The sequence below is a fragment of the Clostridium sp. 1001271st1 H5 genome, from assembly GCF_005845215.1.
Lineage (GTDB): Bacteria > Bacillota > Clostridia > Lachnospirales > Lachnospiraceae > Enterocloster.
This window is the reverse complement of record NZ_SPHO01000007.1, coordinates 131,860-158,813: the sequence shown is the minus strand read 5'-3', so window position 1 is coordinate 158,813 and position 26,954 is coordinate 131,860. Positions and strand designations below refer to the sequence as shown.

General features: G+C 51.2%; 23 protein-coding genes. 16 read left to right on the top strand and 7 right to left on the bottom strand.

All coding sequences use genetic code 11. The features are described 5' to 3' along the window. Positions 1 to 3 precede the first annotated feature (3 nt). On the top strand, positions 4 to 846 hold the full coding sequence (locus tag FGS84_RS12760; protein WP_138308808.1) for a fructose-bisphosphate aldolase: 843 nt from the start codon (positions 4 to 6) through the stop codon (positions 844 to 846). A 433-nt stretch (positions 847 to 1,279) separates the two neighbouring features. Further along, complete coding sequence (gene ftsZ / locus FGS84_RS12755) at positions 1,280 to 2,593, top strand: cell division protein FtsZ (RefSeq protein ID WP_138308806.1); 1,314 nt, start codon at positions 1,280 to 1,282, stop codon at positions 2,591 to 2,593. A gap of 173 nt (positions 2,594 to 2,766) precedes the next feature. Here the strand turns inward: ftsZ and FGS84_RS12750 are convergent, their stop codons facing one another. Both FGS84_RS12750 and FGS84_RS12745 read right to left on the bottom strand, forming a co-directional pair. Further along, on the bottom strand, positions 2,767 to 3,150 hold the full coding sequence (locus FGS84_RS12750; RefSeq protein WP_227147501.1) for a helix-turn-helix transcriptional regulator: 384 nt from the start codon (positions 3,148 to 3,150) through the stop codon (positions 2,767 to 2,769). A gap of 145 nt (positions 3,151 to 3,295) precedes the next feature. After that, a complete protein-coding gene (locus tag FGS84_RS12745; RefSeq protein WP_138308805.1) occupies positions 3,296 to 3,643 on the bottom strand; it encodes a helix-turn-helix transcriptional regulator in 348 nt (115 codons plus the stop codon). A 156-nt stretch (positions 3,644 to 3,799) separates the two neighbouring features. On the opposite strand from FGS84_RS12745, the gene FGS84_RS12740 reads away from it, so the two are divergent. The 12 genes from FGS84_RS12740 to FGS84_RS12685 all read left to right on the top strand — a co-directional run bounded on the left by FGS84_RS12740 (position 3,800) and on the right by FGS84_RS12685 (position 16,190). Beyond that, positions 3,800 to 3,994, top strand: a complete 195-nt coding sequence (locus tag FGS84_RS12740) for a hypothetical protein (protein ID WP_138308803.1) — start codon at positions 3,800 to 3,802, stop codon at positions 3,992 to 3,994. 38 nt (positions 3,995 to 4,032) lie between these two features. Next, positions 4,033 to 5,145: a DctP family TRAP transporter solute-binding subunit gene (locus FGS84_RS12735; protein ID WP_138308801.1), complete on the top strand. Its 1,113-nt coding sequence runs from the start codon at positions 4,033 to 4,035 to the stop codon at positions 5,143 to 5,145. Between the two features lie 79 nt (positions 5,146 to 5,224). After that, the gene (locus FGS84_RS12730) at positions 5,225 to 5,734 is read left to right on the top strand and encodes a TRAP transporter small permease (RefSeq protein ID WP_138308799.1); all 510 of its coding nucleotides are present in this window, start codon (positions 5,225 to 5,227) and stop codon (positions 5,732 to 5,734) included. Next, positions 5,734 to 7,023 (top strand): TRAP transporter large permease, encoded by a 1,290-nt coding sequence (locus FGS84_RS12725; protein WP_138308797.1) that lies wholly within the window; start codon positions 5,734 to 5,736, stop codon positions 7,021 to 7,023. Before FGS84_RS12730 ends, FGS84_RS12725 begins: the two co-directional genes overlap by 1 nt. A gap of 10 nt (positions 7,024 to 7,033) precedes the next feature. Further along, on the top strand, positions 7,034 to 7,687 hold the full coding sequence (locus FGS84_RS12720; protein ID WP_138308795.1) for a class II aldolase/adducin family protein: 654 nt from the start codon (positions 7,034 to 7,036) through the stop codon (positions 7,685 to 7,687). Then, positions 7,677 to 9,269 carry an FGGY family carbohydrate kinase gene (locus FGS84_RS12715; protein ID WP_138308793.1) on the top strand — a complete coding sequence of 531 codons (1,593 nt, stop codon included), beginning with the start codon at positions 7,677 to 7,679 and terminating at the stop codon, positions 9,267 to 9,269. Before FGS84_RS12720 ends, FGS84_RS12715 begins: the two co-directional genes overlap by 11 nt. An 82-nt stretch (positions 9,270 to 9,351) precedes the next feature. Then, complete coding sequence (locus FGS84_RS12710; protein WP_138308791.1) at positions 9,352 to 10,179, top strand: transketolase; 828 nt, start codon at positions 9,352 to 9,354, stop codon at positions 10,177 to 10,179. Beyond that, a complete protein-coding gene (locus FGS84_RS12705; RefSeq protein ID WP_138308789.1) occupies positions 10,179 to 11,162 on the top strand; it encodes a transketolase C-terminal domain-containing protein in 984 nt (327 codons plus the stop codon). The genes FGS84_RS12710 and FGS84_RS12705 overlap by 1 nt, the downstream gene beginning before the upstream one ends. Before the next feature lie 304 nt (positions 11,163 to 11,466). Further along, on the top strand, positions 11,467 to 12,303 hold the full coding sequence (locus tag FGS84_RS12700) for a sigma-E processing peptidase SpoIIGA (protein ID WP_138308787.1): 837 nt from the start codon (positions 11,467 to 11,469) through the stop codon (positions 12,301 to 12,303). Positions 12,304 to 12,342: 39 nt separating this feature from the next. Then, positions 12,343 to 13,083, top strand: a complete 741-nt coding sequence (gene sigE, locus FGS84_RS12695) for an RNA polymerase sporulation sigma factor SigE (RefSeq protein ID WP_138308785.1) — start codon at positions 12,343 to 12,345, stop codon at positions 13,081 to 13,083. A 162-nt stretch (positions 13,084 to 13,245) separates the two neighbouring features. Then, positions 13,246 to 15,477 carry a YcxB family protein gene (locus tag FGS84_RS12690; RefSeq protein ID WP_138308784.1) on the top strand — a complete coding sequence of 744 codons (2,232 nt, stop codon included), beginning with the start codon at positions 13,246 to 13,248 and terminating at the stop codon, positions 15,475 to 15,477. Between the two features lie 20 nt (positions 15,478 to 15,497). Further along, positions 15,498 to 16,190, top strand: coding sequence for a hypothetical protein (locus tag FGS84_RS12685; protein ID WP_243129959.1), 693 nt, complete (start codon positions 15,498 to 15,500; stop codon positions 16,188 to 16,190). A gap of 153 nt (positions 16,191 to 16,343) precedes the next feature. Here the strand turns inward: FGS84_RS12685 and FGS84_RS12680 are convergent, their stop codons facing one another. Together FGS84_RS12680 and sigG are read right to left on the bottom strand one after the other, a co-directional pair. Continuing rightward, positions 16,344 to 17,270, bottom strand: a complete 927-nt coding sequence (locus FGS84_RS12680) for an NYN domain-containing protein (protein ID WP_138308782.1) — start codon at positions 17,268 to 17,270, stop codon at positions 16,344 to 16,346. Between the two features lie 84 nt (positions 17,271 to 17,354). After that, complete coding sequence (sigG, locus tag FGS84_RS12675; RefSeq protein ID WP_002574207.1) at positions 17,355 to 18,131, bottom strand: RNA polymerase sporulation sigma factor SigG; 777 nt, start codon at positions 18,129 to 18,131, stop codon at positions 17,355 to 17,357. Positions 18,132 to 18,579: 448 nt separating this feature from the next. Between sigG and FGS84_RS12670 the strand changes: the two genes are divergently transcribed. After that, positions 18,580 to 22,659 (top strand): doubled motif LPXTG anchor domain-containing protein, encoded by a 4,080-nt coding sequence (locus tag FGS84_RS12670; protein WP_138308781.1) that lies wholly within the window; start codon positions 18,580 to 18,582, stop codon positions 22,657 to 22,659. Positions 22,660 to 22,761: 102 nt separating this feature from the next. Here FGS84_RS12670 and FGS84_RS30875 read toward each other — a convergent pair whose 3' ends face one another. Together FGS84_RS30875 and FGS84_RS12665 are read right to left on the bottom strand one after the other, a co-directional pair. After that, a complete protein-coding gene (locus FGS84_RS30875) occupies positions 22,762 to 22,908 on the bottom strand; it encodes a hypothetical protein (RefSeq protein WP_171042619.1) in 147 nt (48 codons plus the stop codon). A 240-nt stretch (positions 22,909 to 23,148) separates the two neighbouring features. Further along, entirely contained in the window at positions 23,149 to 24,405 is a 1,257-nt protein-coding gene (locus FGS84_RS12665) for a histidine kinase (RefSeq protein ID WP_243129958.1), read from the bottom strand. A 97-nt stretch (positions 24,406 to 24,502) separates the two neighbouring features. On the opposite strand from FGS84_RS12665, the gene FGS84_RS12660 reads away from it, so the two are divergent. Next, complete coding sequence (locus FGS84_RS12660) at positions 24,503 to 26,044, top strand: glycoside hydrolase 43 family protein (RefSeq protein WP_347563831.1); 1,542 nt, start codon at positions 24,503 to 24,505, stop codon at positions 26,042 to 26,044. Positions 26,045 to 26,172: 128 nt separating this feature from the next. Here FGS84_RS12660 and FGS84_RS12655 read toward each other — a convergent pair whose 3' ends face one another. Then, on the bottom strand, positions 26,173 to 26,946 hold the full coding sequence (locus tag FGS84_RS12655; RefSeq protein WP_138308778.1) for a type III pantothenate kinase: 774 nt from the start codon (positions 26,944 to 26,946) through the stop codon (positions 26,173 to 26,175). Between the last annotated feature and the right edge of the window lie 8 nt (positions 26,947 to 26,954).

Here is a 26,954-nt window from a genome sequence, read left to right as displayed (position 1 = left end):
ATTATGGCAATGTTAGGAAAGGCAGTAAGGATGAGCCGTCTGGTTAATCCTGAAAGCGGAAAGATGATGGCCATTACTGTTGACCATGCGATTTCAAGGGGCATAGCGCCTTTGAAGGGCTTACAGCCCATTCAGGAAACCATTCGGAAAATCATCGCGGGAAGGCCGGATGCAATGACCATGACAAAGGGGATAGCAGAACAATGCATGTGGCCCTTTGCCGGACAGGTATCCCTCCTGATGAAGGTTTCAAACTATTCTCCGGCAGCGCCAACCAGGGACACCATATTCGGTTCAGTGGATGAGGCTGTGCGCATGGGCGCGGATGCGGTTTCCATGGGAGCCATGACCCTGGGGGATTTCCAGGGGGAGCAGTTTGCCGCCATCGGCAGATTTTCCGAGGAGTGTATGGCAAAGGGAATGCCTCTCATAGGGCATGTGTACCCCAAAGGGGAATTGGTTCCGGCGGAAAAGCAGACTTCATGGGAAAATATTGCCTATTGCGTGAGAAGTGCCTGCGAGCTGGGAATGGACATTGTAAAAACCACCTACACAGGCGACCCGGATTCCATGGCCAGGGTAGTGGCATGCGTGCCGTCCTCCTTCCGGATTGTGATTCAGGGAGGCGATCAATGCAGGACATTGGAGGACTACCTGACCATGACAAGGGACGCAATGGACTGCGGGGTCGGCGGCGTCACAATGGGAAGGTTTGTCTGGGAGTATGAAGATGTGACAGCCCTGGTCGTTGCATTGCGTTATATGATTCATAAGGGCTGCACGGTAAAGCAGGCAAAGGAACTGCTGGCCCAGCTGGAGCATGATAAGAATTATGAGGATTTTTAGGGGATGGAATGACAGGATGATATAGAATGATTTGTGATACAGGGGATGGAAGACTGCTGTTTGTGGTCCGGCATTCCCTGTATTTGCTTTTTTTGGCATTGGATTTGTTCCGGAGGGCTAATGGCTGACATTAATTAAGGAAGAAAGTCAAAAAAAATAAGACATTGACGGTGAAGGGAATCCTTTTTCAGGCGGGAATCTGTGTGATAGAAAATAGTGGCATGAAACAGGTGTTGTAAAGTACGCTGGAATTTGGTACAATGTCAATGAGTGTTTCTAAAAATATTAGGAAATGTAAAAAAAGGTGTTGATATTTTTTGTGAAATCAAATATAGTATTAGTTAGACCAGAAATCGATGAGAATTTGATATTGATGATAGAATGAAAGCATGGCTTGAAATGGTAGTAAGGGAATAAAAGGAGGATATGAATCTTGTTAGAGATTAAGATAAATGAGTCAGAGAATGCCGCCAGGATTATAGTCGTAGGTGTGGGCGGCGCAGGAAACAATGCAGTTAACCGCATGATTGACGAAAACATTGCAGGGGTGGAGTTTATTGGCATTAATACTGATAAACAGGCCCTTCAGTTTTGTAAAGCCCCCACTGCCATGCAGATTGGAGAAAAGCTGACCAAGGGACTGGGAGCAGGAGCCAGGCCTGAGGTAGGAGAGAAGGCTGCTGAGGAGAGTTCAGAAGAGATTTCACAGGCATTAAAGGGTGCTGACATGGTGTTTGTCACCTGCGGTATGGGCGGCGGAACCGGAACCGGTGCAGCTCCTGTGGTAGCTAAGATTGCAAAGGATATGGGGATTCTTACTGTTGGCGTAGTGACAAAGCCCTTCCGTTTTGAAGCCAAGACACGTATGAGCAATGCCCTGTCAGGTATCGAGCAGCTGAAGAACAGTGTCGATACCTTAATTGTGATTCCCAATGACAGGCTTCTTGAGATTGTGGACAGGCGTACCACCATGCCGGATGCCCTTAAGAAGGCGGATGAGGTGCTTCAGCAGGCTGTTCAGGGTATTACTGATTTGATTAATGTTCCAGGTCTGATTAACCTGGATTTTGCGGATGTACAGACTGTCATGATTGACAAGGGTATTGCACATATCGGTATCGGCAAGGCCAAGGGCGATGACAAGGCCATTGAGGCGGTTAAGCAGGCAGTATCCAGTCCTCTGTTAGAGACTACCATTGAGGGCGCAAGCCATGTTATCATCAATATTTCCGGCGATATCAGCCTGATTGAGGCTAACGAGGCTGCCAGCTACGTTCAGGAACTGGCAGGCGACGAGGCCAACATTATCTTTGGCGCTATGTTTGATGAGAATGCCCAGGATGAGGCTACCATCACTGTTATTGCAACCGGCCTGGACGAGCATGGAGCCAATGCTTCCGTGGCAAAGGCCATGACCGGATTTACCAGCTTTAAGACAAAGGTACCGGCAGCGGGAGCACCCGCCGGACAGCAGACACATGCGGCGGCGCCTGAGGCAGCGGCAACCGCATCCGTGCCTTATGCCAACCGTCCTGCATCCCAGGGATATACCACCCATGGCTATAACCCGGCTGGCGGCGGCCAGGGATACACCGCCCCTAAGTATAATCCTAACCAGGGATACTCCGCTGGCAGCAGCCAGAACTCCAATCCGAATCCTTCACCTGCACCAAGCCAGCCATTCAGGCCAGCTACCAATAAGGAGATGCAGATTAATATTCCGGATTTCCTGAAGAATAAGAGGTAAGACGGAACCATAATTGTGTTTTAGCTCCGGCTGTTGCGAGACAGCCGGATTTTTGCGTTTACAGACAGATGAGGCGTCTGCCGGATTTGCCAAAATAATCCGGAATAAAAAAGAATGCCGGGACTGTAGCTGATATAGTACGTTCCAACATTCATCATAAATTCAATTCTCTGTTATTCTCCGTTTTTTTCCTGCAAATCCAGCAGCAGGGCTACCAAATCATCCACTGCCTTTTTTGACCGTTCACTGAGTCTGCTGTATGACGCCATGATTTCATGACCAGGTGACTGGTTTGTCCCGGCTGTCCCGCAGTCCTGACCCGCAGTCCCATGGCCCTGCCTGTCTGCGTTATGGACGGGCTCTGTCTCCAGAAGAAAGCTGCCGGTGGTATTCAGAACCCAGGCCAGCTGCTTCAGCTTTGCCACATCCGGCTGGCGTTTGCCTGTTTCATATCCGCAGTAGGTGCTGGCTGTCAGGCCTAATGCATCTGCCACCTGCTGCTGCGTGTATCCCATTGAAATCCTGGCTTTTTTCAGTTGTTCGGAAAATCCCATCATTACACCTCGTTTTTGGGCCTGCCTTTGGTTGGCGTATCGTTAATTTATTGAGGAAAGACATTGACACAGTGGCATTTCGCTGATATTATGATTATATATTGGCAATTCGCCAATATAGTATAACCATATGCCACAGGGTGGCAGCTTACAGCCGTTTGCCCAGGCGCAGTTTCAGCGCTTTGACCGTGTCCAGAAGAAATAGCTGCTCATCCTCTGACAGTTCCTTGGCAATGTCATAGAGTTCTGCCAGCAGTTTCGTACTTTGAAGGGCCTGGCCGTCAGGTTCCATGCCTCCTGTGCCGTCAGTGAGCCATTCTTTATTGATTTTCAGTACCTGACAGATTGTATTGATGACAATGGCCTGCGGTTCTGTCTTGTTCTTTTCCAGGTTGAAAATGACTCCTCTGGATACGCCGATGGTCCGGGCGAGGGAATCCTGGGTATATCCCTTTTGTTTCCGTGCATAGTTGAGTCGTTCTCCCAATGTATTCATTTTCATCACCCCCGCAATCAGTATACAATGAGCAAAATTCATTGTCAATGATTTTTTGGCAGCATGGGCAGAGGAAAAATATAACATGTTTCATTGACAGTGAATTCCTTATCTGTTATAATTCATTAATAGAGCAAAAAGAAAGGAGGTATAACATTGACAATGCAAAAGGAAGAAGAACGACAGAACCGGATATTAAAGGAAATCATTGACAACGCAAAAGAACTTCCGGTGGAAAGCCAGAACCTGCTGCTGATACTAGCCAGGGGAATGGTGTTTACACGAAACTGTATGATGCGGCAGAATGCTGCGGACCAGCCGCGTATGCCGCCGGACGAGCATTCTGCCTGAACCATAAAACTATATAATGAAAAAGGAGAGATAAACGTATGAAAAAAAGACTGGTATCACTGTTTTTGGCGCTGACCATGACATGGGGGCTTACAGCCTGCTCCGGCGGTTCTTCTGCTCCGGCAACCCAGGCTCCTGCAGCCCAGGAGAAGGAAGAGGATTCCGGAACGGAAGGCGCCGGGACTCAGGACACGGCGGGACAGGAAACACAAAGCCAGGGTGCAAAGGGCGGCAAGGCAGGCTATACGCTGAATATTGGTTCTGCCATGAGCTCCACCAACCCGTCCAGCGTTGCCCTGCAGAGCTTTAAGAAGGCAGTGGAGGAGCGGACCGGCGGCGACCTGGCTGTCAACATATATACGGATTCAGCCCTGGGAGGCGAGGCCGACCTTTTGGAGCAGGTCACATCCGGTACGGTTGAGGGGATGATGCAGATGGGCGCAGCCAACTGGGAGCCCTATAACTCAGAAGTAAATGTGGCCCTTCTGCCGTTTCTCTTCACATCCCTGGACAATGCCAGAGATGCCTGGGCCGGTGAGTTCGGACAGGAGTTCTGCAGGAAACTTCTGGAACCTACGGGAGTGACCATCCTGTCTGTATGGGAATCCGGCTACCGTCACATGACCAATAACACCAGGCCCATTCTGGTTCCGGGGGATATTGGGGGCATCAAGTTCCGCACCAATGAGAACAGTATGAAGGTCAAGATGTATGAGGCGGTTGGAGGCTCGGCTGTCATCATGGCCTTTTCAGATGTGTATACGGGCCTTCAGAACAAGACCATTGACGGCCAGGAAAACCCTTTGGCAAACATCTACACCTCATCCCTCCAGGATGTGCAGACTTATTTGTCCCTGACCGGCCACATGTATGATGCTGCCCCGCTGGCAGTCAATACAGCATGGTTTGAAAGCCTTCCGGAAGAGTACCAGACCATACTGTTTGAGGAGGCTGACAATGCAAGGGAAGTGGACCTGCAGGAAAATGATGAGTCAAAATACCTGGAATTATTAAAAGAGGCAGGCATGGAAATTAATGAGGTGGATAAGGAAGCGTTCCAGAAAGCCATGTCAGGCATCTGGGAGGAGTTTGCTTCCCAGTATGAGGACGGACAGTACTGGATAGATTTGGCTGTATCCTTTAATAAATAGGTATCCGCGGTACCGGGGCATGGCTCCGTCCATGTCCTGGTCCTGCCGCGGAATGGTGTGAAAAAGAGGAGGGTAAGAAATGGTCCTGAAACTAATTGACAAGGTAAAATTCCTTCTGCGCATCCTGGGCTGCATCACGGTGTGTACCCTGACCATCATTATAGGAATACAGGTGGTGAACCGGTATGTGTTTGGAACTTCGTTTACGTGGGTGGAGGAACTGGCAGGTATGGCCATGGTCTACATTACCTATTTCGGCGCAGCCATGGCCACTATCAATAACAGCAACACGCGGATTGACTTTTTTATCCGCAAGCTTCCCGGACCGGTGTACCGCGGGTTTGAGATTCTGGATGACTGCATCTGCATTGCATTTCTTCTGGTAATCTGCCGCTATGCAGCCAAGCTGGTGGGCACCAATCTCCATGCCCTTTCCGCGGCCATGAAGATACCCCTTTCCGTCAACTATGCGGGTGTGCTGAGCGGCTGTGTGCTGATGATTGTTTTTTATTTGCTGCGCCTCTGGATTGATGTGGAGAAGTTCAGGGGAAGAAATATGGATTTTGCGGAGGAGGAGCTGAATCGATAATGAATACTGGATTGATTGTTTTATTTGTTGTGTTGGGAATCTGTCTGCTGATTGGATTGCCGGTGGCCTTTTCCATCGGTATCAGCTGTATGGCGCTGCTGACCGTCAATGGCTATCCCCCTTTGGATATTATTGTCCAGCGTATGGCCAGCGGCGCCAAATCGTTTAATATGATGGCCATGCCCATGTTCATCTTTGCCGGTTCCCTGATGGTATACGGCAGCACGCCCCGCCTCATGCGGTTTGCCAATATGATGCTGCGGAAAATGCCGGGCGGTCTGGGAGCCACGGCCCTTGCAGCCTGCGGATTCTTCGGCGCAGTATCAGGGTCCGGTGTGGCAAGCGCTGCAGCCATCGGAAAAATTATAGGCCCTGAGATGCTGGAGCAGAAATACCCGAGAGGACTGACCGTGGGTCTGATTGCGGCCGGAGGAACCATGGCCTGCATTATTCCTCCAAGCATTGTAATGGTGGTCTATGCATCCTCCTCCGGAGCATCGGTGGGAGATATGTTCCTGGCTGGTTTTGTACCGGGATTTATCTGTATCATGGCCCTTATAGGCCTCAATACCTTTTTTGCTATCAAAAGGGGCAACAAGGAGAGCGTTGAAAAGGCGGATTATACGGCAAAGGAGCGGCTAAAGATTACAGGTGACGCCCTGCTTCCTCTTTTGATGCCGGTTTTTGTGCTGGGCGGTGTGTTTTCAGGCATATGTACGGCAACAGAGGCGTCTGTGGTGGCTGTTATCTACTCCTTTATTCTGGCAGTATTCGTGTACCGGGAGCTGACCCTGCGGGAATTCTATAAGGTGGCGGCGGAAAGCGTTGTAACCACAGGCGTCATCATGCTGATTATTTCGGTTGCAACGCCCTTTGGATGGATTATGTCCATTCAGAATGTTCCCACGCTGTTTGCCGGCTGGCTGCTGTCCATCACGTCCAGTAAATTTTTAATCATGGCATTCATATTCCTGCTTCTCTTGCTGCTGGGTACCTTTATGGAGACAATGTGCATTATTATTCTGGTGACGCCCATTCTTCTCCCCATTGCCCAGACCCTGGGAATGGGAGTGGTCCACTACGGGGTTGCCATGCTGATGGCCCTGATGGTTGGCTCCCTGACACCGCCCCTGTCCGTGAACCTGTTTACGTCCTGCAGGGTGCTGAATGTAAAATACGACGAAGCTTTTCCGGATACCCTGTGGGTTATTCTGACCGTGACGGCCTGTGCCCTGCTTACCTTTGCGGTGCCCGGAATCACAGAGTTCCTGCCGGCAATTTTAAAGTAAGGAGTACCATATGGATGCAGATACAAGGGAAATGCTGGAACGGCTGGTGCATGCAGCCCGGCGGGCTTACATGAAAGGATTTGCCGCGGGAAGCGGAGGGAATGTAAGCATACGGGTGCAGGGAAGGGTATACATATCACCGGGCGGAATCTGTCTGGGAGATTTGGGGACTGAGGACATGATTGCCCTGGGAGCGGATGGGGAATCCCCGGCAGGCAGCCGGCGGCCGTCCAAAGAAGCCGGAATGCATCTGGCATGTTACAGGAGCCGGCCGGATATCCGCTGCCTGTTTCACCTGCACTCCCCTTATTCCATTGCAGCTGCCTGCCGCAGGCAGACGGATAAGCGTACGGCTGCGGGGATGCCTGCCTACACTCCGGGATATGCCATGCGTGTGGGTATCATTCCCGTGGTTCCCTATTACCGTCCGGGCAGCAGGGAGCTGGCCGCGGCTGTTTCTGAGGTGATTGGGCGGCGTGACAGCCTTTTACTGGCAAATCACGGCATGGTGGCGGCGGGTCAAAGCCCGGAGGCAGCGCTGGCCCTGGCGGAGGAGATTGAGGAGAATGCCCGCCTTGCGCTGCTTCTGGGGGACCAGGGGATTCCGCTGGATGCAGAACAGACAGAGGCGCTCATTGGGACGGAGGGAAGGGATGAGGGATAAGGACCTGCTGCTGGGAATTGATATAGGGACTACCGGAACAAAATGTTCCGTATATGATTTGAATGGGAAACGGGTGGCTTCTGCCTACAGGGAATATTCCATGATTCATCCCCGGCCCGGATGGACGGAACAGGACCCTTCCAGGTGGTGGGATGCAGTGTGCCGTAACCTGCAGGCCATATTCACAGGCCAGGGCATAGATAAAAACAGGATTGCAGCAGTGGGAACCAGCAGCACCAACGCAGTGGTCCTGGTGGACCGGCAGGGACAGCCTGTAAGCAATGCCATCAGCCTCCATGACCAGAGAAGCGGTGCCCAGGTGGAGTGGCTGAAGGAGAATATTGGGGAGGAGCGTATCCGCAGTCTGGCTGCAAACCGCATTGCCAACGGCTCCTTCTGTCTCCCGGCCCTCCGGTGGCTGGCTGAAAACCGGACGGAGCTGACACGGGAGGCATATAAGCTGATGGTGCCCTGCGGATATGTGATACATAAGCTCACCGGGGAGTTTACCATGAACCGGTCCCGTATGAGCCTGACTCTTATGGCAGATATCCGTACAGGCCGGTGGGATACGGATATTGCGGAACAGATTGGTCTGAGGGCAGAACTGCTGCCAAGGCCCTGCAGCTCCACGGAAATCGCAGGCACTGTAACGGAATGGGCGGCGTCCGTGACAGGGCTGGCGGCGGGAACGCCGGTTACAGGCGGCACCATTGACACGGTGGCAGCCACCATAGGAGCAGGGGCTGTGGAGGCAGGTGATTTTGCGCTGACCATAGGAAGCAGCGGAAGGCTGTGCAGCATTGGGGCGCAGCCCATGAAGGACCAAAGACTGCTGAACATATACGGGGCCTATGACGGGCAATATGTGATTGTCCAGTCCACCAACAATGCCTGCGTGTCCCTGCGCTGGTTCAGGGATACATTTGGGAAGGAAGCGGCCAGAGAGGCCCTGGCAGCCGGATGCGGCATATATACGTATCTGGACCGACTGGCAGCCGCTGCCCCGGCAGGAGCCGGAGGACTCATATGGCTGCCCTATCTGGCCGGAGAGCAGAGCCCTATCTGGGATACCCGGGCCAGAGGCGTGTTCTACGGAGCCGGACTGGAAAGTGATTACCGGGCATTTGTAAGGGCTGTCCTGGAGGGCGTGGCGTTTTCCCAGCGCCACTGCATGGAGGTGGTCCTGGACCAGTCAGACGGCCCGGATATCATACCTCTGGGAGGGGGAGCGGCCAACAGCCCGCTGTGGTGCCAGATATTTGCCGATGTGCTGGGGATACCTGTGGCCAGGCTCCGGTCCAATGAGACAGAGACCCTGGGCGATATCATCATTGCTGCCCAGGCAGCAGGCATCCCTGAGATTCCGCCGGACTTTGGCAAGGCGCTGGCAGCCGACGGTGAGGTATTTTGGCCGGATGCTGTCCGGGCTTCTGTATATGATGGGCAGTATCGGATTTACCGGGAGCTGTACCAGGCATTGAAGCCTGTATTTGCCGGAAGGACGGACCGATGGGGGCGGGAGGAACCAGACAGCAGTAAAAGGCAGCAGACCCAGGATACAGCAGGAGGAACGGAATGAAAGTATGTTATGAGGCAGCCGTGCCCGACGTGGCCATAGAGGCCAGGGTCTGGGGCGGAGGCCATAAGGAGGAGATGCCGGTATGAGAGAGGAACGAAAGGAGACACTGCAGAAGCTGTGCCTGACATTCCGCAATAAGCTGATTGACCTGCTGTACAGCATCCAGACAGGACATCCGGGAGGTTCCCTGTCCTGTACGGAGATATTGACAGCACTGTATTATGAACTGATGGATGTGGACCCCATGAACCCGGAAAAGGAGGACAGGGACCATCTGATTCTGTCAAAGGGGCATGGCGCTCCCATGCTTTATATTGTGCTGGCCCACAAAGGTTTCTTTCCTCTGGCGGAATTAAAGAACCTGCGCCAGACAGGAAGCATGCTCCAGGGCCATCCCTGTGTGCATAAGACGCCCGGGGTGGAGCTTTCCACCGGCCCGTTGGGCCTGGGATTATCCGCCGGGCTGGGAATGGCGCTGGGGGACGGGCTTAAGGGCTATGATTCCTATACGTACGTAGTTATGGGGGATGGGGAAATACAGGAGGGGTGCATATGGGAGGCAGCCATGTCAGCGGCCAAATTCAGGGCAGACCATCTGATAGGCATTCTGGATAACAACGGGGTACAGCTGGACGGTACGCTGGATGAAATCATGCCCATGGGGGATATAAAGGCCAAGTGGGAGGCCTTCGGATGGAATGTGATTCCCTGTGACGGCCATGATGTGGAGGACATCTGCCGGGCAGTGGAGGAAGCGAAGATGACGGCGGACAAGCCGTCCCTGATACTGGCAAAGACAGTAAAAGGAAAGGGAGTCTCCTTCATGGAGGGCAGGAATACCTGGCATGGAAAGGCCATTGGAGATCAGGAATACGCAAAGGCAAAAGCAGAACTGGGAGGTGACCGGTAATGGGAGAGATGACGGCAATCCGCGATGCCTACGGAGCAGCGTTTAAGGAATTAGGGGAACAGGATTCCAGGATAGTGGGACTGGAGGCGGACGTGGCTTCATCCACGAAAAGCGGTATATTCGGAAACGCATTTCCGGAGCGGTATTTTAATGTGGGAATCAGCGAGCTTAACATGGTATCCATGGCAGCCGGCCTTGCCAGGACAGGCTTCATACCTTTTGTAAATACCTTTGCCGTGTTTATGACCACCAGAGGGGCGGACCCCATTCAGAGCCTGATAGCCTATGACCATCTGAATGTAAAGCTGTGCGGCGCTTACTGCGGCCTGTCTGACTCCTACGACGGAGCCAGCCACCAGGCCATAACGGATATGGCATTTGTAAGGTCCGTACCCGGCATGACAGTCATTTCCACGGCAGATGCAGCGGAGACAAGGATGGCTGTGTTTGCCGCTGCAGCGCACCAGGGACCGGTCTACCTGCGCCTGAGCCGTGCTTGTGCGCCGGACTTTTACGGGGATGATATGAAATTCCGGATTGGAAAGGGCATCCGTGTAAGGGATGGCTCCGATGTGACCATCATCACCACGGGAACGGTTCTCCACCGCGCAATCCAGGCAGCCGCACGTTTGGAGGAAGAGGGAATCCGGGCAGCCGTGGTGGATATGCATACGGTAAAGCCCATTGACCAGGCTCTGATTCAGGAATGCGCAAAACAGACAGGAGCCATTGTGACAGTGGAGGAGCACAGTATTTACGGCGGCCTGGGAAGCGCGGTGGCAGAGGTGCTGGCAGAGCATTGCCCGGTTCCCATGGAACGGATGGGCGCAGTGGATTTTGCTGAGTCCGGAGATTATGAACAGCTGATGGAAAAATACGGATATGGCCCTGAATCCATTGCACAGCGGTGCAGGGATGTGATGAAGCGTAAGCAGGACAGCAGGACCCGCAGACTGCTTGAAAGGACCCGGCATCTCTTTTAGACGCCGCAGCAGATGTCTGGAACAGGGGAAACCTAGCAGGCAGTATACGGATTATGAAATAAGACATGAAAAAGTGTTAAGACATGAAAAAGTGTTGCCGGCAGCCGGAAAGCTGCCGCCATACCGGAGAATGGTGTGGCGGCGGCTTTCCGGCTTTTTGGGGACAAAAACGCCATATTTAGTATGCGGCTCGAATTTTGTCGATAAATATTGTACCTGTTATCGGTTATTTCGACAACATCCGCGCTTTGAAACCGCTATAATGGCTTTCAGAAAGTTTGCCAGGGAGGTGAGGCCGGACTGAGTGGTTTATACAGTATACATAGATGTGGTATTCGCGGTCAATACCATTATGGACATGATGGTTCTGACCATCTTAAACAGGGTTTTATCATACAGGACCACAAAGCGGCGTATTCTGGCCGGAGCTGTCATTGGCGGTATATGGTCCTGTGTGGTGAGCCTGGTTCCCGGTCTTCCGGCCGCAGTGGAGATATTGGGAACGTATGTGGCGGTGAGCAGCCTGATGGCAGTGGCCGCCTATCATCTGAAAAGCCCGAAAGAGGTGATTAAATCCGTTGCAGGCATTTACCTTGTATCTGTGGTTCTGGGCGGCGTGATGCTGGTACTCTATGAACACACCAGGGCAGGGTATTACGCATGGCTTCTGGTGGAGTCCGGACACGGAAAAAGGATTCCGGCCCTGGTCTGGATTTTGATGGTTGCAGGGGCGGCTGCCGCCTGTTATGGATTTTCAGGGGGGATAAAGGAATTAATCCGTTCCATGGCCCACAGGAAGGATTTGTGCAGGGTTACCATGATTTACGGTGAAAAGAAAGAGACAGTCACAGGGCTTATTGACACGGGCAACCGGCTGAGGGAGCCTGTGAGCAACCAGCCGGTCCATGTGGCGGCAGCCGGTCTTATGAAGCAGCTGTGTCCGGCGGTGAAGGGCGTGGTCTATGTGCCGTACCAGTCCGTGGGAACCAGCCGCGGAATCCTGCCGGCCGTGTTCATTGACCGGATGGAGATAGAGCAGGAGGGCGGCAGGTACAGCCTGGAGAAACCCTTGATAGCCATTACGAAGCAGGAACTTTCTCCCTCAGGGGAGTATCAAATCCTGATACAGAAAAGCGACTAAGGAACTTGAATAACACACAACGTACAGGAGGACATTTCCATGATTATAAAAGTATCCATACCAAACCGTTTCCAGTTAAAGACCATCCCCAGCTTCAGGACCGTACTGATGCCCAAGCAGGGGGAAGTGCATTATATAGGAGGCGCTGATATCCTGCCTGCCCCTCTGGAATCGGAAGAGGAGAGCCGGATGATAAGTCTTTTGGGAGGCGAGGATGACAAGGAGGCCAGGGCAGCCCTGATTGAGCATAACCTGAGGCTGGTAGTCTACATAGCGAAGAAATTCGACAACACCAGCGTGGGGGTGGAGGATTTGATTTCCATCGGCACCATTGGACTCATCAAAGCCATCAATACCTTTAAACCGGATAAGAACATCAAGCTGGCCACCTATGCGTCCAGATGCATTGAGAATGAGATTCTCATGTATCTCAGACGAAACAATAAGACGCGTCTGGAAGTGTCCATAGATGAACCTCTGAATGTGGATTGGGATGGAAATGAACTTCTGCTGTCAGATATTCTTGGAACGGATGAGGATGTGATTTACCATGATATTGAGGATGAGATAGAGAAGAGCCTGCTCAACAACGCCATCAGCCGCCTGAATCCAAGGGAACGGAAAATTGTGGAGCTCAGATACGGACTTACCAATGAGGATGGAGAGGAAATGACCCAGAAGGAAGTGGCAGACCTGTTGGGAATCTCACAATCCTATATATCCAGGCTGGAGAAGAAAATTATGAAACGGCTTAAAAAAGAAATCGTCAGATTTGAGTAAGCATGGAAAGTCAGCGTAAAAGGCTGGCTTTTTTGCTGTCTGCATACTTGCCTAACAGCGAAAAATGCGATACATTGTTATCAGATGAATAATTAGAAAAAACGTGGCTGTTAATCCTGCGCTGAGGCGTATGGGGAAAACGGCCAGGGGGGTAGAAGCAGCGTGACCAAAGCACAGGCAAAAGAAGAGGTCTGTTTCAGGCTCAGTGAGCAGGAATATGAAGGATTTCTCAAATGGTATAAAAAAGACTTCTTAAAGGAAAAGGACCGGGGAAAGGTCTGGCCGGATATGTCGAATTTAAAGGAAGAATGCCATATTTCCATGGATGATAAGGTAATCCGCATACGGACGGGGAATACGGATTTATGGCTTCTGTATTCCGCTTTGACAGAGATTCACAGAAAGGACGGGCTGATTTTCTTTTTCGCCCAGAAGGAGTTCTGGGCCGTGCCGGAACGGGTACTGGGAGGAGAGCAGAAGGCGCAGCAGTGGTTCGGCTGCCTGACGGCAAAATGCAGAGAGGGAAGGGAGGCGCGGATTCCCTTGGCAGTTATGGAGGAGGGCTGCCGCAGGAGGACGGTTTTGTTTTGCAGTTACACCAGGACAGTGGACCAGTTTGCGGATGCCTGCAGGGCCCTGGGCATGGGCCGTGGGAAAATGCAGAAGCTGCGGAGGGCGGCGCTGTTTCCCTACCGCTATGCTGGGGGACAGCTGCTGGCATTGGAAGAGGATGGAATCTGTGAATACGGTGAACGGTCCGTGGCCAGACATGCCTATGGTGATTTTGAACGGGCTGTTTATACGCCGGATAATGTTTATCTGATAAAAGGCTGCGGCGGAGAAGTCATTATACCCATGGCACCGCTGGAACAAATGGGCGGTATGGAGAGGCTTCTGGAGGTGTGCAATGAAAGAATCCCCGGAAATTCCCGGATTTTGAATCCGAAAAGGATACGCATACCGGCAGGAAAGAGAGCATGGGGGGAAGGAGACAATTCAGATGAAAGCGGGGGCGGAGGCAGGGAAACGGGAGAGCCAAAGGGCAGAAGAAGAGGCGGAAGGATATGGGCTATAGCAGGCGCTGCTATGGTGTTTGGACTGGCAGTGTGGGGGATAGGGGCAGCAGCGGGCAGCGGGGGGAATGAAATGGCGGCGGCTGAGGCGCCTGGCACTGAGGCCCCAGGGATAGAAACAGAAGGAACCGGCCTTTTGATTACTGTTCCTGATGATACGGTTTTCGACCAGGCAGGCGCAGATGGGACCTTTGTATCCTCCGGCCTGTATTATAAAATCCGGCTCCCTCAGGAAGAGTGGAGCCAGCAGGGAAACCGTGATTTTGGGGATGTCCTGGTTTCCCCATGGGGGTGTATTCTGGTCAGGGGATACAGGGAGCAGACAAGGCTTTTTGCGATGGCGGGAAGGGGTACTCCCAGGAACAGGGAGGAGTATATCCGCAGGATGCAGGGCGCGCAGCCGGCAGGGGACGATTCCATGCCGGAGGTATTGGAGTATACATACAGACAGGAGAAGGCAGATGAAGTTGTCCGAAAGGAGATACGGTATAAAGAAGATGGGAATATGGGGCAGGTTTACGGAGACAGCGAATATGAGGCCGGGACATACAGGTATAGTGCGGAGCTCAGCGTGCTGGGACCGGATTATTTCTACACAGTAATGGTCCGCCCCAGGGAAGAAACGCCGGAATCCATCAAAGAAGCCAGACAAGCCCTTGATTCCTTCCGGATTCTGGATACCTCTGCTGGAATCTGCAAGAGAATGGAGGACGAGGTTTTTCACGGTTATTATGGAAAGAACTATGTCATGACTAATTGTCTGGTCCTTCTGGAAGAGGACATAAGTGCAGATGAAATCGGGGACTGTCTGGAGATGGTGAAGAAGATAGACACAGGATTTTTGGGGGCAAAAAGCGGGGATGCGCTGGCGGCCCGTTCAAAGGACAGCCACTGGCTGGGGATAGACAGCCAGAGCCTTCAGGAGAACTGTACCAGTGAGAACGCCAGAAAGGTGTCAAAGATTTTTAAGTCGGATGTTATTCTCTATGACGAATATGACGGGGATTTGCTGACAGTTGCCTACAGCGACAAAAATCAACAGCATGTGTACCGGCGGGCCGCTTCTTTTAATAAGGAAATCCTGGAATCAGAGTTCCAATGTTTCGGAAAGGAGCAGGAGTTCCCTGAGGACATGCTTCAATATATGGACCTGACCAAAGAAGAGGCAGAGGCAATATGGACAGACCCGGATGCGGTATTTCAGATGGACAAATGGTGTGAAATCGTCAGCCATATGACGAAGATGCCTGTTCCGGAAGAATTTATCGGCATAAGGGACTATAAGGATTTTAAGGAAAATTTTGAAATCATCCGGAGATAACGGGAGAAGGGAGACGTAAGATGAATACAGGTATGAAAACAGGTAAGAGAATAAGAGGGGGAATGGGAAAGATAACAGCAGCCGTCCTGCTGGCGGCACTTATGGGGGCGATGCCATTTTCCTCCTATGGTTTTGAGATGAGGGGAGAATACTACGAAATAAGCTGCCAGGAAGCAGGCGCCTTTATGTTTGACGGAACCACAATAAAGGCAGGGACCACAGGACAGCTGGTTCTGTCGAAGCTTGAGAGCAGCTGGGCTGCCGGGAGCTCCCTGAGGACAACGGATTTCAGCGTCCTGACAGCCAGGGTGGTTCCGGGAGATAATGGATTGAATGTAATTGAATACACGGCAAAGGAGCCCGGCACAGCGCAGCTCATTGTGGTGGTGGAGAGCGGGGCAGCGGTAAACATGGGTGATTTTTACGTGGTTGCATCCGATGAGGCAGAGAGCCTGCCTTCCGGCTGGGTCCAGGAAGAAGGCCAGTGGAAATACAGGATGGGAAACGGCGCCTGTAAGTCGGACGGCTGGCTGGCGGACGGAGGGAAGTGGTACTATCTGGGTCAGGATGGCATCATGTATGCAAACCGCTGGCTCCAGGATGGAGAATGGTGGTATTATCTGGGAGCGGACGGAGCCATGGTGAAGGACAGCTATACCCCCGATGGGTACTGGGTCAATAACCAGGGCGTGTGGGAACCTTATCACAGGTAATGAAGGACAGACAAATAGGATGAACCAGAAAAATCAAAACGCCCGGAAGGGGACTGCATCCATAAGCCGGATGCCCCACTTCGGGCGTTGCTTGTGTTGCCGGAGCCGGACCATACTGCCGTGACTTAACCATGCTGCCGGAGCCGTATCATGTTATTTGAGCTGAACCATATTATCCTTAATTCGGAATGTCCCAAAGCTGCGTATAAAGCTGGAGATGCGGCTGAAGCCATATTGTTTCACATCAAAGGAAGGGTATGTCTTTTTCAGCTCATCGTGTATAATGCTCAGATTATCCACATGTCCATTGTACCCCTTAATAATGCGCATGATTTCCTTTTCAATCTCAGACTTGGAAATGCTGGCGCTCTTTTCCTGGACAAAATAACCCCCATGGAGCTTGACCACCTGGAAGTCGTTGTTGTTCAGGCTCTCCAGGAAGGTGGAGAGTTTGGAATAGCCATAGTTTCTGACATCAAAGTCTGAAAAACGTTTTGTAAGGAAATTGCCCACCTTTGCAAGGATAATGGGCTGGTTCTGGCTGTTATTCTCAATGAGGAGCTTGGTGATGGCCTTCTGGATTTCATCGATGTTTGTAATGGTTTTCTGGTTTTCAATGACCGATGATTCCGGTGCATCGTCAGAGGATATGATTTCCAGCAATTTAAAGGTATCGCAGGCTGCACGGAAGGGCTTTGGGGTTTTCTGCTCCCCGATTCCCATGACAAACATCCCGGCCTCCCTCAGACGCTGGGCCAGCTTGGTGAAGTCCGAGTCGCTGGATACCAAGCAGAAGCCATCCACATTGCCGGAGTAGAGGATGTCCATGGCATCAATAATCATGGCTGAGTCAGTGGCATTCTTTCCGGTGGTGTAGCTGTACTGCTGGATGGGATTTACGGACCAGTCCAGAAGCACATTTTTCCAGCTGCGTTTTTCATTATCTGTCCAGTCGCCGTAAATTCGTTTGTAGGTGGCGATTCCCACATCCGACACTTCATCCAAAATGTACTTGATATACTTGGGGGAGACATTGTCTGCATCAATCAATACTGCAAATCTGCGTTCATTTTGTTCCATAGATATGTTCACTTTCTGTTGGCATATGTTTCAAACAAGCACTAACATGAATAGTTTAACACATCTGTAAAAAGGCTTCAAGGGTCAGCTTAAATAGGATTTCATACTTTTCAGCGCATTTTTTTCAAGGCGGCTTACCTGGGCCTGGCTGATATGGATTTCCTGGGCAACCTCGGTCTGGGTTTTTCCTTCAAAGAAGCGCATGTCAATAATATGGCGCTCCCGTTCCGGCAGCCGTTTCATGGCTTCCACCAGAGAAAGGTCCTCCACCCAGTTTTCCTCCAGGTTCTTTTTGTCACTAATTTGGTCCATCACAAAAAGAGGGTCCCCGCCGTCCGTATAAACCGGCTCATACAGGCTTACAGGCGTCTGTATGGCGTCCAGTGCATAGGTGATATCTTCCTTTGAAACACCTATTTCCTGTGCGATTTCCATGAGGGTGGGTTCCTTTGAATTGGTTCTGGTAAGCTGCTCCCTGGCATAAAGGGCTTTGTAAGCGGTATCCCTCAGGGAACGGCTGACACGGATGGAATTATTGTCCCGCAGGTATCTGCGCACTTCTCCCAGTATCATAGGCACTGCATAAGTGGAAAATTTGACATTCTGAGTGATGTCAAAATTGTCGATGGCCTTGATTAGGCCGATGCATCCAATCTGGAACAGGTCGTCGATGTTTTCCTGGCTGTTTGAAAAACGTTGGATTACGCTGAGGACCAGGCGCAGGTTTCCTTTGATGTACTGCTCCCTGGCTTCCATATCCCCATCCAGGATTCTTTGAAACAGTTCCTCTTTCTCTTCATTGCTCAGTAAAGGCAGTTTGGCGGTATTGACTCCGCATATCTCAACTTTGTAGCCCGACATAATCCTTACCTCCGTTAATAATGCCATACGCCCTGACATGGAAAAAGCAGGGCTGTACTGGATGAATCTGCTATAACGAAATGATGTACGGATTCCAGGCGTTTTATACGGTTTGGGGGGAGAAAAAGATTTCCATTTTTTTCTGGTTTGCGGGGAATGCAGGGGAAATGCGGGTTCACAAATTATAATAAAATGAATAAAATATCATAAAAATAAAAAAAGTGACCAAATGAGGCGGAAAATAACGCTTTACGTAACGCTTTATCTGCTATTATGTAACCATATCAGGAAAAGGCTGTTCTGGTTACAATTTAAATTACAGTAATAATTTTATAAAAAACAGGAAAATGTAACCAAACTGTATCGGTTTATGATATGATATGGATAAGTTTAAGTGAGATATATCTGCACCTGATTGTCGGTGGAGCTTATGAAAAGGAGAACTATTATGGAAAGACGGAGATGTTCCGGTACAATAGCGAAATCCATGTATTACAGACAGAAGCGGATTCTGGCATTCTTACTGACAGCGGCCATGGTTTTCACAAATATGGGCACAAGTCTGAATGTATCCTATGCCGGTACGGCGGACCAGATTACGTTTCAGATGAAAGGGTCGGATTTGGTAGCAGCCGTGGAGGAGGCCATAGCAGGCGGTCACGGGATAACATCAGATGATTTGGGCTTTACCAACGGCAGGATGGCTGAATTTGAAAAGGTATTTTTCGGTGCGGAAGGTGCTGTGTATGAAGTGTATCCGGAGATGGAGGGAAGCAGCATGGAAGCTGAGCTGCGTGTATTTGTACGCCTTCCTGAGGATGCAGACGACATGTATATGGTAACCGGGGATGAGGAAATCATCTTGCTCTACGTGAATAACGGAGAGGATACCATAAGCTGTACCACGGAAATCACCCGGATGGATGACGGAGCGGAAAAAGTCAAGAAAACAAAACGTGTCACCATAAGGAGCTATGAGGATGCGTTTGGCGATGAAGAGATAGACCTTATATCGAAACCGGCCCAGGAGGAGAACGGAGTGTCTGAGCCTGAGACTTCAGCCGGAAACAGCACAGGGGAAACCGCCCTGCCGGACAGCAGCGCAGAGGGCAGCAGCAGCGCGGGTCAGGAAGGGACATCCCTGCCGGAGGATGGAACGTCTGACAGTGCGGACAATGGTACAGAGGGTAAAACTGAAGGCAGCGCGGACAGTAAAACTGAAGGCAGCGCGGACCACGTTACAGACAGCAGCACGGACAGCAGCCTGTCTGACACAGGAGCACTGCCGCCGGATGAGACCCTGGGAGCCGCTGAAGAAAAGGGCACTGCTGCGGATGAAAAGGCAGACATACCGGAAGGAGACAGTGGGGCTGATTCATATAAAAAGTCTGCAGAGGATAATGGCAACGCAGCAGATGACAGAGATTCAAAAGAACAGGGTGAGAAGGAAGAAGCATCAAATCAGGGTAAGGATAAGCAGGAGGACAGTGCTGTACCGGTAGCTGCTATCTCCCGTCATGATGCGCCGGTTGTGTCTGAGAAAGAGGACGGCAACCAGGAGGCGGCCCCGGATGTAAAGGAAGAGGGCGCAAAGAAGGAAAAGGCCCGCGAAGAAAAGGAAACCACAGAGGCAGCGGACGACGGTGCAAAAGACGGAAAAAAAGAGGAAACATCAGAGCCGGCAGCTGAGAAGGATGGAGAACCGTCCGGAGGGTCCGGTGCAGAACCGTCCGCAGAGGCCGGTACAGAACCGTCCTCAGAGGCTGATGCAGAACCGTCCTCAGAGGCTGACGCAGGACAGTCCGGTGCATCCACAGCAGAAGCGGATGTGACAAATACAGATGAAAGGCAGACCACGGACACTGCGGACCAGGGAAGCATCCCTGAAAGTATGGAAACAGCGGACAGCACGGGTGAAAGCAGTGATGCGCCTTCGGACGCATCGGACGCCTCTGCGGCGCCGTCAGCCGATGCCTCCCTTCCGGCTGAGTCAGTGCAGGGGACTGCAGAAGTGCCTGTGCCGGAGGATGATACCAGGAAGGCCGGCACCTCTGATTTGGTTGGAATGGGTTATTGTTCCACTGCAAAGGTTTATACCACAAGCCTGAATCAGTTAAAGGCATTGGAGGATTTCGACGGGTATAAGGTGACATACGCCAGCTTCCCTGAGGCCAGTGCCCGGATTCTGGAAGGCCCCAGAGGTGTTAAGGAGGGCGATAGCCTGACCTTTGGCGTCAGGACCCAGCTGGGATACACGATTGATAATGTGACAGCCAATGATGAGGAGATGGAAGCGGATTCCGTTACAGATAATTCAGACGGTTCACAGACAGCGTGGTTTACCATATCCCAGGTGTATGAGGAACAGGACATACAGGTATATACTCTGGAGACAATGGAGCATCCTGCTTTTGACAAATCAGTGGAGGTCAATGGGGTCACAATCCGGGTGACTGCATCCGAAGGAGTACTGCCGGCCGATACACAGATACAGGCTGAAGAGATAACAGAACAGGTGGAATCAGCGCTGACAGAGATGGTGGCTGCTGAATCAGATGATGGAACAACGGTCAGCACCATCATAGCTTATGACATCAATCTGATGTATGACGGCGTGAAATTAGATAACAGCTGGGCTGAGGATGGAAATCATTATGTGACGGTATCATTCAGCGGTGAGCGAATTGAGAAGGCCAGCATGGACGCGGATCAGATTGAAATCCTTCATCTGGAGACACCTACCCAGGAGGTCCAGGCGGTGTCTGCAAAGGCAGAGCTGGAGGGAAGCAAAGAGACGGACGCCATAGCCGAGGTACCTGTGCTGGATAATATTTCTGCCGGCAACATTGCTGTGGACAGCGAAGGCCGTCAGGAACTGGACGTAAGCGGAAATGCCGTCGGACAGATTGATTTTCAGACAGACCATTTCTCGGCGTTTACTGCAGTTTTTAAAACCTCCCCCTATCTGATTATTGCCAATGAACTGGCGGAAGGCAGTACGGAGGCTGAGAATATTGAATACACCTATAAAGTCAGCATCACGGACAGCCGGACAAATAAAAATGAGAAGCTCTATCTTCTGACAGGCCAGGATGGGGCAGAGGAGTATACGAAAGCTGATAAAACCAGCGAGGGCAATACCAATACCTATACGTTTAACCTGATGCCCGGCGGAAAAATGAAGATTGGGAATGTGGGACCGCTGGCTGAATACAAGGCGGTTCAGGAGATATCAGATTCCCATAATGCCTTCATGGGAGTGTATGAGTCCCGGACCAAAATAGGGTGGACCAACGGCAATGAGGGAAGCAGTGAAGAACATCCGGAGGAAGAGGATTCCTTTGAGTACCATCATGAAAAGGATGCATATGGCTCTCTGACAGAACGGGCAACTGCATTATTAACCGCATTTTCCAGATGCAGGACGCAAAATGAGCGGAGAGACTTTCTTGGCTATGGAAGACTGGGGTCATGGAATGACCAGTTAAGAAAGCGGCTGTTAGAAGACCATGGACTGGATGAGTGGCCTTTGGCAGCAGATGAAGGATTCCAGGATGTGATAGACATGGCCCAGGGTAAATTGGATGATTTAGAGATAAATGCGGACTTAAGCAGCAGCCGTTTAAACATCTACTTCCGCATCATGAAAGAGGGTACCAATGGCGGCGAGCTTAACAGCCCCGGAAAAATGGAAATTGTGCCATATCTGTCCATGAACCGGACCGACGATAACAACATAGACCACATACCGAACTGGACTGCGTATGTAGCATATAACAGTAAAGGAGCTGGCTGGTATCAGTTTTTATCTAAATCAGCAGCCAGTTTTGACCTTCACACAAAATCAGCCCAGGATGTGATAGACGCCCAGCCGGATAAATGGATTCCTTTGATGGCAGCTGAGTTTGAACAGCCGGAAGAACCAATAAAGCAGCCGGAGATAGAAGGCTCCTTTACTAATATTGGATTTGCTTATCAGATTGAGCTTTTATTTAGAAACCAATACAAAACTGATGGAGCATCAAACGACGACACAACAGAAATACCTGAAACACCAGAAACGCCGGAATCATCCGAAACACCTGAAAACAATCCGGGCGGTGAAACCGGAACGGATTCCGGCAATGCACCTGGGAATAACACAGATAATACAGACACCGCAGATACCGCAGACACATCAGCAGGAAACAGGAATGACTCTTCTTCCGGCAGTTCCGGCGGAGGCGGAGGCACCACCGTCACAACAGGCGGCAGTACAGGCAGATACCAGGGTTCTGATGACCAGAGCGGACCTGGCGTCCGGGGAAATGTGATTGAACCGCAGGAGGTGCCCCTTGCATCTCTTCCGGTGGATGCATCGGCAGCAGCCAGCCAGTCAATGGCCATGATAGATGACGGGGAAATTCCTCTGGCATCCATACCAAAGACAGGCGACAGGGGGAACGGTGTGCACGAACTGTCATTCATCCTTTCGGGGATGCTGATGGCAGTGTATATGGTTCTGGGAAAGAAAAAGAAGGAATTATAGGCTATAGAGGTAAATGTACCACAAGGGCGCTGCCCTATGATGGAGCTTGCAGGAGCATGTTGGATGCCTGCGCTTACATCATAGGGCAGCGCCCTTATTTTGTCATCTATCCATGGTAACAAGTGTCCACCGGTCATTCTGCAGCATGACAAAGCATGGTTTTTTCACACGGTATCTGTAATAAGTTTCCGCCAGGGTCTGGAAGAGCCTGTATTTCATCATGGTTGCACAGATTGGATAGATAGTCATATATGTAAATGCTCCTTTCAGGGGTGATAGTATATTTTATTCAGCATGTCCATAAATATGACTGGTAATTAGTACAGTGTTTTCCCGGCCCCGTTCTGCCTGCCTAGCCTGGTATGCAAAATGAGATGCAGGTTCCCATTCCCTTTTTGCTGAGTATTTTCAGGCCTGCCTCTGCCCCGTAGCGCATGATTAAGCGGCTGTTTACATTGGTAAGGCCGATATTCTCACTGCCTGGATTGGCTATCTTTTCATATAATTCTCTGATATCTGCTTTTTCATTCCCACTCCTGAGTCAATGACTGAAAAAATCAGCTGTCCCTTCCTCCTCACAATGCGCAGCTTGATGAAGCCTGAGCCGTCCAATGGTTTTATGCCGTGGTACAGGCTGTTTTCAATCAGGGGCTGGAGAATCAGGCGCATGATGGGGATGCTTTCCAGCTCTTTTTCATATTCATAATAAAGAATGTATTTATCTTCATAACGGTACCGCTGAATGCTGTCATACTTTTTCAGATAATCAATTTCATCCCTTAAGGTCACCATGGAATGAGGGTTCTGAAGGGAATATTTCAGGATATCAGACAATGCCTCAATCATCTGGTTTACCGCAGTGGGCTTACGGGTATATTCCATGGCCTTGAAATCCAGGGTCTGCAGGGTATTGAACAGAAAATGGGGATTAATCTGCAGCTGCAGGGCTGTCATCTCCGCCAGTTTCTGTTCCTGCTCCTTCAGGGCAAGCTGGCTGCGTAGAAAGGTCTGGTTCAGAAAGAGCTGGACAATATTATTGAGGATAATGTCGTATTCATCCTTGATGAAGGCAGGCTTTTCAGGGTTAAATACGCCCCGCTCCGCATCCGAGAACACCTCCACAAAGTAGTCAATCTGCTGGAAATTCTTTTTGGTGATGGCATAGGCAATCCACAGGGAGGTGGAAAGCACGGCTGCCAGGACCATGAGAAACTGCAGGAGCAGGGTATAAAGAGCCTGATAGTAGTTGGAGTGGCTGATACAGGCAGCGATATAAGTTCCGCAGTCCGCAGGAATGATTCGCACGTAGTATTTTCCGCGGCTTAAGTCCACCCATCCGCGGTAGGCATTGTCCTGGGACTGTTCCAGGCGGCTGACCAGCAAATCTTTGTCCTCCAGGGACAGCCGGGCAGTTTCCGCGCCTCCCTGGAGCAGGAAATTGCCGTCCTCGTCCAGGATAAAGAACCGGTCCAGCTGGGAACTGGTATTGATGAGCTGTTTTAACTGTTCCTCATATATGTTGACCATGACCACGCCCTTAAACATGCTCAGTTTCTTAAAATAGGTGAGGACAGGAACGGGCTGGGTGTAGGAGTACTGGTGCATTTCCCTGTGTTCCAGCCATTCGTCCTGTCCGGAATGGTCATAGGAATCCTTCCAGCTCAGGTCTGAAAACTGGGACAGCCGCGTGGCTCCGCCTGTGTCAGAGGTAAGGATGGAATCATAGCCGTCCAGGTAATAGTACACAGAGGCAATATAAGGGGCATTGTTGGTCAGAGAATTAAAGTTGGACAGGATGGTATTGGTCAGGATTACGTCCAGATATCCAATCTGCTTATGTGAAATGAAGTTGCGCAGGGAGATGGACAGTCTGGGAACTTATAAAAATCCGATTCTGTATGCGGATTATTCCGACCCGGATGTGGTCCGGGTGGGCGGGGATTATTATATGGTATCTTCGTCCTTTACTTATATTCCGGGGGTTCCGCTGCTGCATTCCAGGGACCTGGTTCACTGGGAGCTGATTAATCACTGTGTAAAGGAACTGCCTTTTGAGAAATACGCCCTTCCCTGCCACGGTTCCGGCACATGGGCGCCATCCATCCGTTATCATGAGGGAACATTTTTTGTGTTCATTCCTTTGGTGGATGAGGGAATCCTGGTTGCCAGGACCAGGGACCCATACGGGGAATTTGAGTGGAATATGCTGTGCCGGTCAAAGGGCTGGATTGACCCCTGTCCTTTCTGGGACCATGACGGGAAGGCCTACATGGTCTTTGCCTATGCCAAGAGCCGCACCGGGATAAAACACAGGCTGTCGCTGGTGGAAATAGACCCGCAGTGCCAGTCCCTTCTGGATACACCAAGGCTTATATTTGACGGAGAACAGGTTGCTCCTACATCGGAAGGCCCCAAAATGTATCAAAAGAACGGATACTATTATATTCTGATGCCGTCAGGAGGCGTGGAGACGGGCTGGCAGTCCTGCCTCAGGTCCCGGTCTGTCTATGGTCCTTATGAATATAAGGTGGTGATGCACCAGGGTAATTCGCCGGTTAACGGTCCGCACCAGGGGGGCTGGGTATCGTCGCCTGACGGAAGGGACTGGTTTGTCCATTTTCAGGATGTGGCGGAGCTTGGAAGAATCGTGCATCTGCAGCCCATGTGCTTTCTGGACAACTGGCCCTTCATTGGCCAGGACCAGAATGGGGACGGCATTGGCGAGCCGGTGGAAGAATGGGCCATGCCGTCGGAAGGAATGCCGGAATACGCCATTTCCCAGTCGGATGATTTTACGGGGAAGACGCTGGGGCTTCAGTGGCAGTGGCAGGCCAATCCGGATGCAGGCTTTTATTCTCTGGAGAAAAATCCGGGATATCTGCGGCTGTATTGCTACAGGAATCCGTCCAGGGAAAACCTGCTCTGGTATGCGCCCAATGTGCTGACCCAGATTCCGCAGAAACCAAAGCTGACCATGACCGTGAAGCTGTCCCTATCCGGCAGACAGGAAGGGGATTTCGGGGGTATCGGAATGGTGGGCCATGATTACGGATATGCCGGCCTGTACTGTACGGGAAGGGCTGTCCAGATAAGGTGTTACCGTGGAACGGTCACGGAACCCATGTTTGAGGGAGAGGCCAGTGAGAAACTGGTATTTTCACAGGAAACAGAGGAAGGCCGGGCATGGTTCAGGCTGACGCTGGGGGAAGATAAGACCTATGGCTTTTCTTATTCCGCTGACGGCAGGACCTTTACCCGGATAGAGCATTCATTTCCGCTGAAACGCGCCACATGGACCGGAGCAAAACTCTGCCTCTGGTCCTGCTCGCGGGAAAACAGGGAGTCTGAGGGATATTGTGATTATGAGTATGTGAATGTTGAATGACACCAGGAGATGTAAGGATATACGGATAGTCAGCAGTATTCAGGAAAAAGGAATGATTCATACGCCGCCGCCCGGAGTAAATCCGGGCGGTGTTGTATTTGGGGCCGCGGCAGATGCCGTACCCTGCTCTAATGGGCTTCCGTATTCTTCCGGTATAATATCAGCAGTCCCTTAAGGAGCAGCGCATCGTCCACAATTATCTTATGACGGCACAATGGCGTGATGAACTTAGCCAGTCCGCCGGTGGCTATGATAGTGGGAGACTCTCCCAGTTCCTTTTCCATGCGGTCCAGAATCCCGTCTATCATGTCCACGTTGCCGTAAATAATGCCTGAGCGCATACAGTCAATGGTATTCTTTCCAATTACATGGCTGGGAACCTCCAGGCTGATGTAGGGCAGCTGGGCTGTTTTGCTGCTCAGTGAGTTAAGGGAAACCTTGAGGCCGGGAAGGATGACGCCGCCGATATAATTTCCCTTTTTATCAACCGTACACAGTGTGGTGGCCGTGCCCATATCTATGACTACCAGGGGAAGGGGGTGTTCGTGGCTGGCAGCCACCGCGTCCACAATCTGGTCGCTTCCAACTGCTTTGGGGTTGTCCATAATGATATTCATACCGGTCTTCATGCCGGAGCCCACCAGGAGAGGCCGGATTCCCGTTACCTTTTCCACTGCGTTCAGAATGGTGGAGTTAACAGGGGGAACCACGGAGGAGAGGATGGCTCCTTCTATGCTTGAAATGTCAATCTGATGCATTTCCAGGATGTTCTTAAAGCTCACCGCGTACTCTGTGTCCGTGCGGCCCTGGTCCGTGGTGACCCGCTCTATAAAATATGTTTTCGTCTCGTCGATGCCGCCGATAACGGTATTGGTATTGCCCATGTCGATTGCTAAAATCATTGGGGGAA

Coding starts and splice junctions, on each gene's coding strand:
- FGS84_RS12760 (WP_138308808.1), top strand. CDS start 4: ATGGCAATGTTAGGAAAGGCAGTAAGGATGAGCCGTCTGGTTAATCCT.
- FGS84_RS12750 (WP_227147501.1), bottom strand. CDS start 3,150: ATGATGGGATTTTCCGAACAACTGAAAAAAGCCAGGATTTCAATGGGA.
- FGS84_RS12745 (WP_138308805.1), bottom strand. CDS start 3,643: ATGAATACATTGGGAGAACGACTCAACTATGCACGGAAACAAAAGGGA.
- FGS84_RS12735 (WP_138308801.1), top strand. CDS start 4,033: ATGAAAAAAAGACTGGTATCACTGTTTTTGGCGCTGACCATGACATGG.
- FGS84_RS12730 (WP_138308799.1), top strand. CDS start 5,225: ATGGTCCTGAAACTAATTGACAAGGTAAAATTCCTTCTGCGCATCCTG.
- FGS84_RS12725 (WP_138308797.1), top strand. CDS start 5,734: ATGAATACTGGATTGATTGTTTTATTTGTTGTGTTGGGAATCTGTCTG.
- FGS84_RS12720 (WP_138308795.1), top strand. CDS start 7,034: ATGGATGCAGATACAAGGGAAATGCTGGAACGGCTGGTGCATGCAGCC.
- FGS84_RS12715 (WP_138308793.1), top strand. CDS start 7,677: ATGAGGGATAAGGACCTGCTGCTGGGAATTGATATAGGGACTACCGGA.
- FGS84_RS12710 (WP_138308791.1), top strand. CDS start 9,352: ATGAGAGAGGAACGAAAGGAGACACTGCAGAAGCTGTGCCTGACATTC.
- FGS84_RS12705 (WP_138308789.1), top strand. CDS start 10,179: ATGGGAGAGATGACGGCAATCCGCGATGCCTACGGAGCAGCGTTTAAG.
- sigE (WP_138308785.1), top strand. CDS start 12,343: ATGATTATAAAAGTATCCATACCAAACCGTTTCCAGTTAAAGACCATC.
- FGS84_RS12685 (WP_243129959.1), top strand. CDS start 15,498: ATGAATACAGGTATGAAAACAGGTAAGAGAATAAGAGGGGGAATGGGA.
- FGS84_RS12680 (WP_138308782.1), bottom strand. CDS start 17,270: ATGGAACAAAATGAACGCAGATTTGCAGTATTGATTGATGCAGACAAT.
- sigG (WP_002574207.1), bottom strand. CDS start 18,131: ATGTCGGGCTACAAAGTTGAGATATGCGGAGTCAATACCGCCAAACTG.
- FGS84_RS12670 (WP_138308781.1), top strand. CDS start 18,580: ATGGAAAGACGGAGATGTTCCGGTACAATAGCGAAATCCATGTATTAC.
- FGS84_RS30875 (WP_171042619.1), bottom strand. CDS start 22,908: ATGACTATCTATCCAATCTGTGCAACCATGATGAAATACAGGCTCTTC.
- FGS84_RS12660 (WP_347563831.1), top strand. CDS start 24,503: ATGAAGTTGCGCAGGGAGATGGACAGTCTGGGAACTTATAAAAATCCG.
- FGS84_RS12655 (WP_138308778.1), bottom strand. CDS start 26,946: ATGATTTTAGCAATCGACATGGGCAATACCAATACCGTTATCGGCGGC.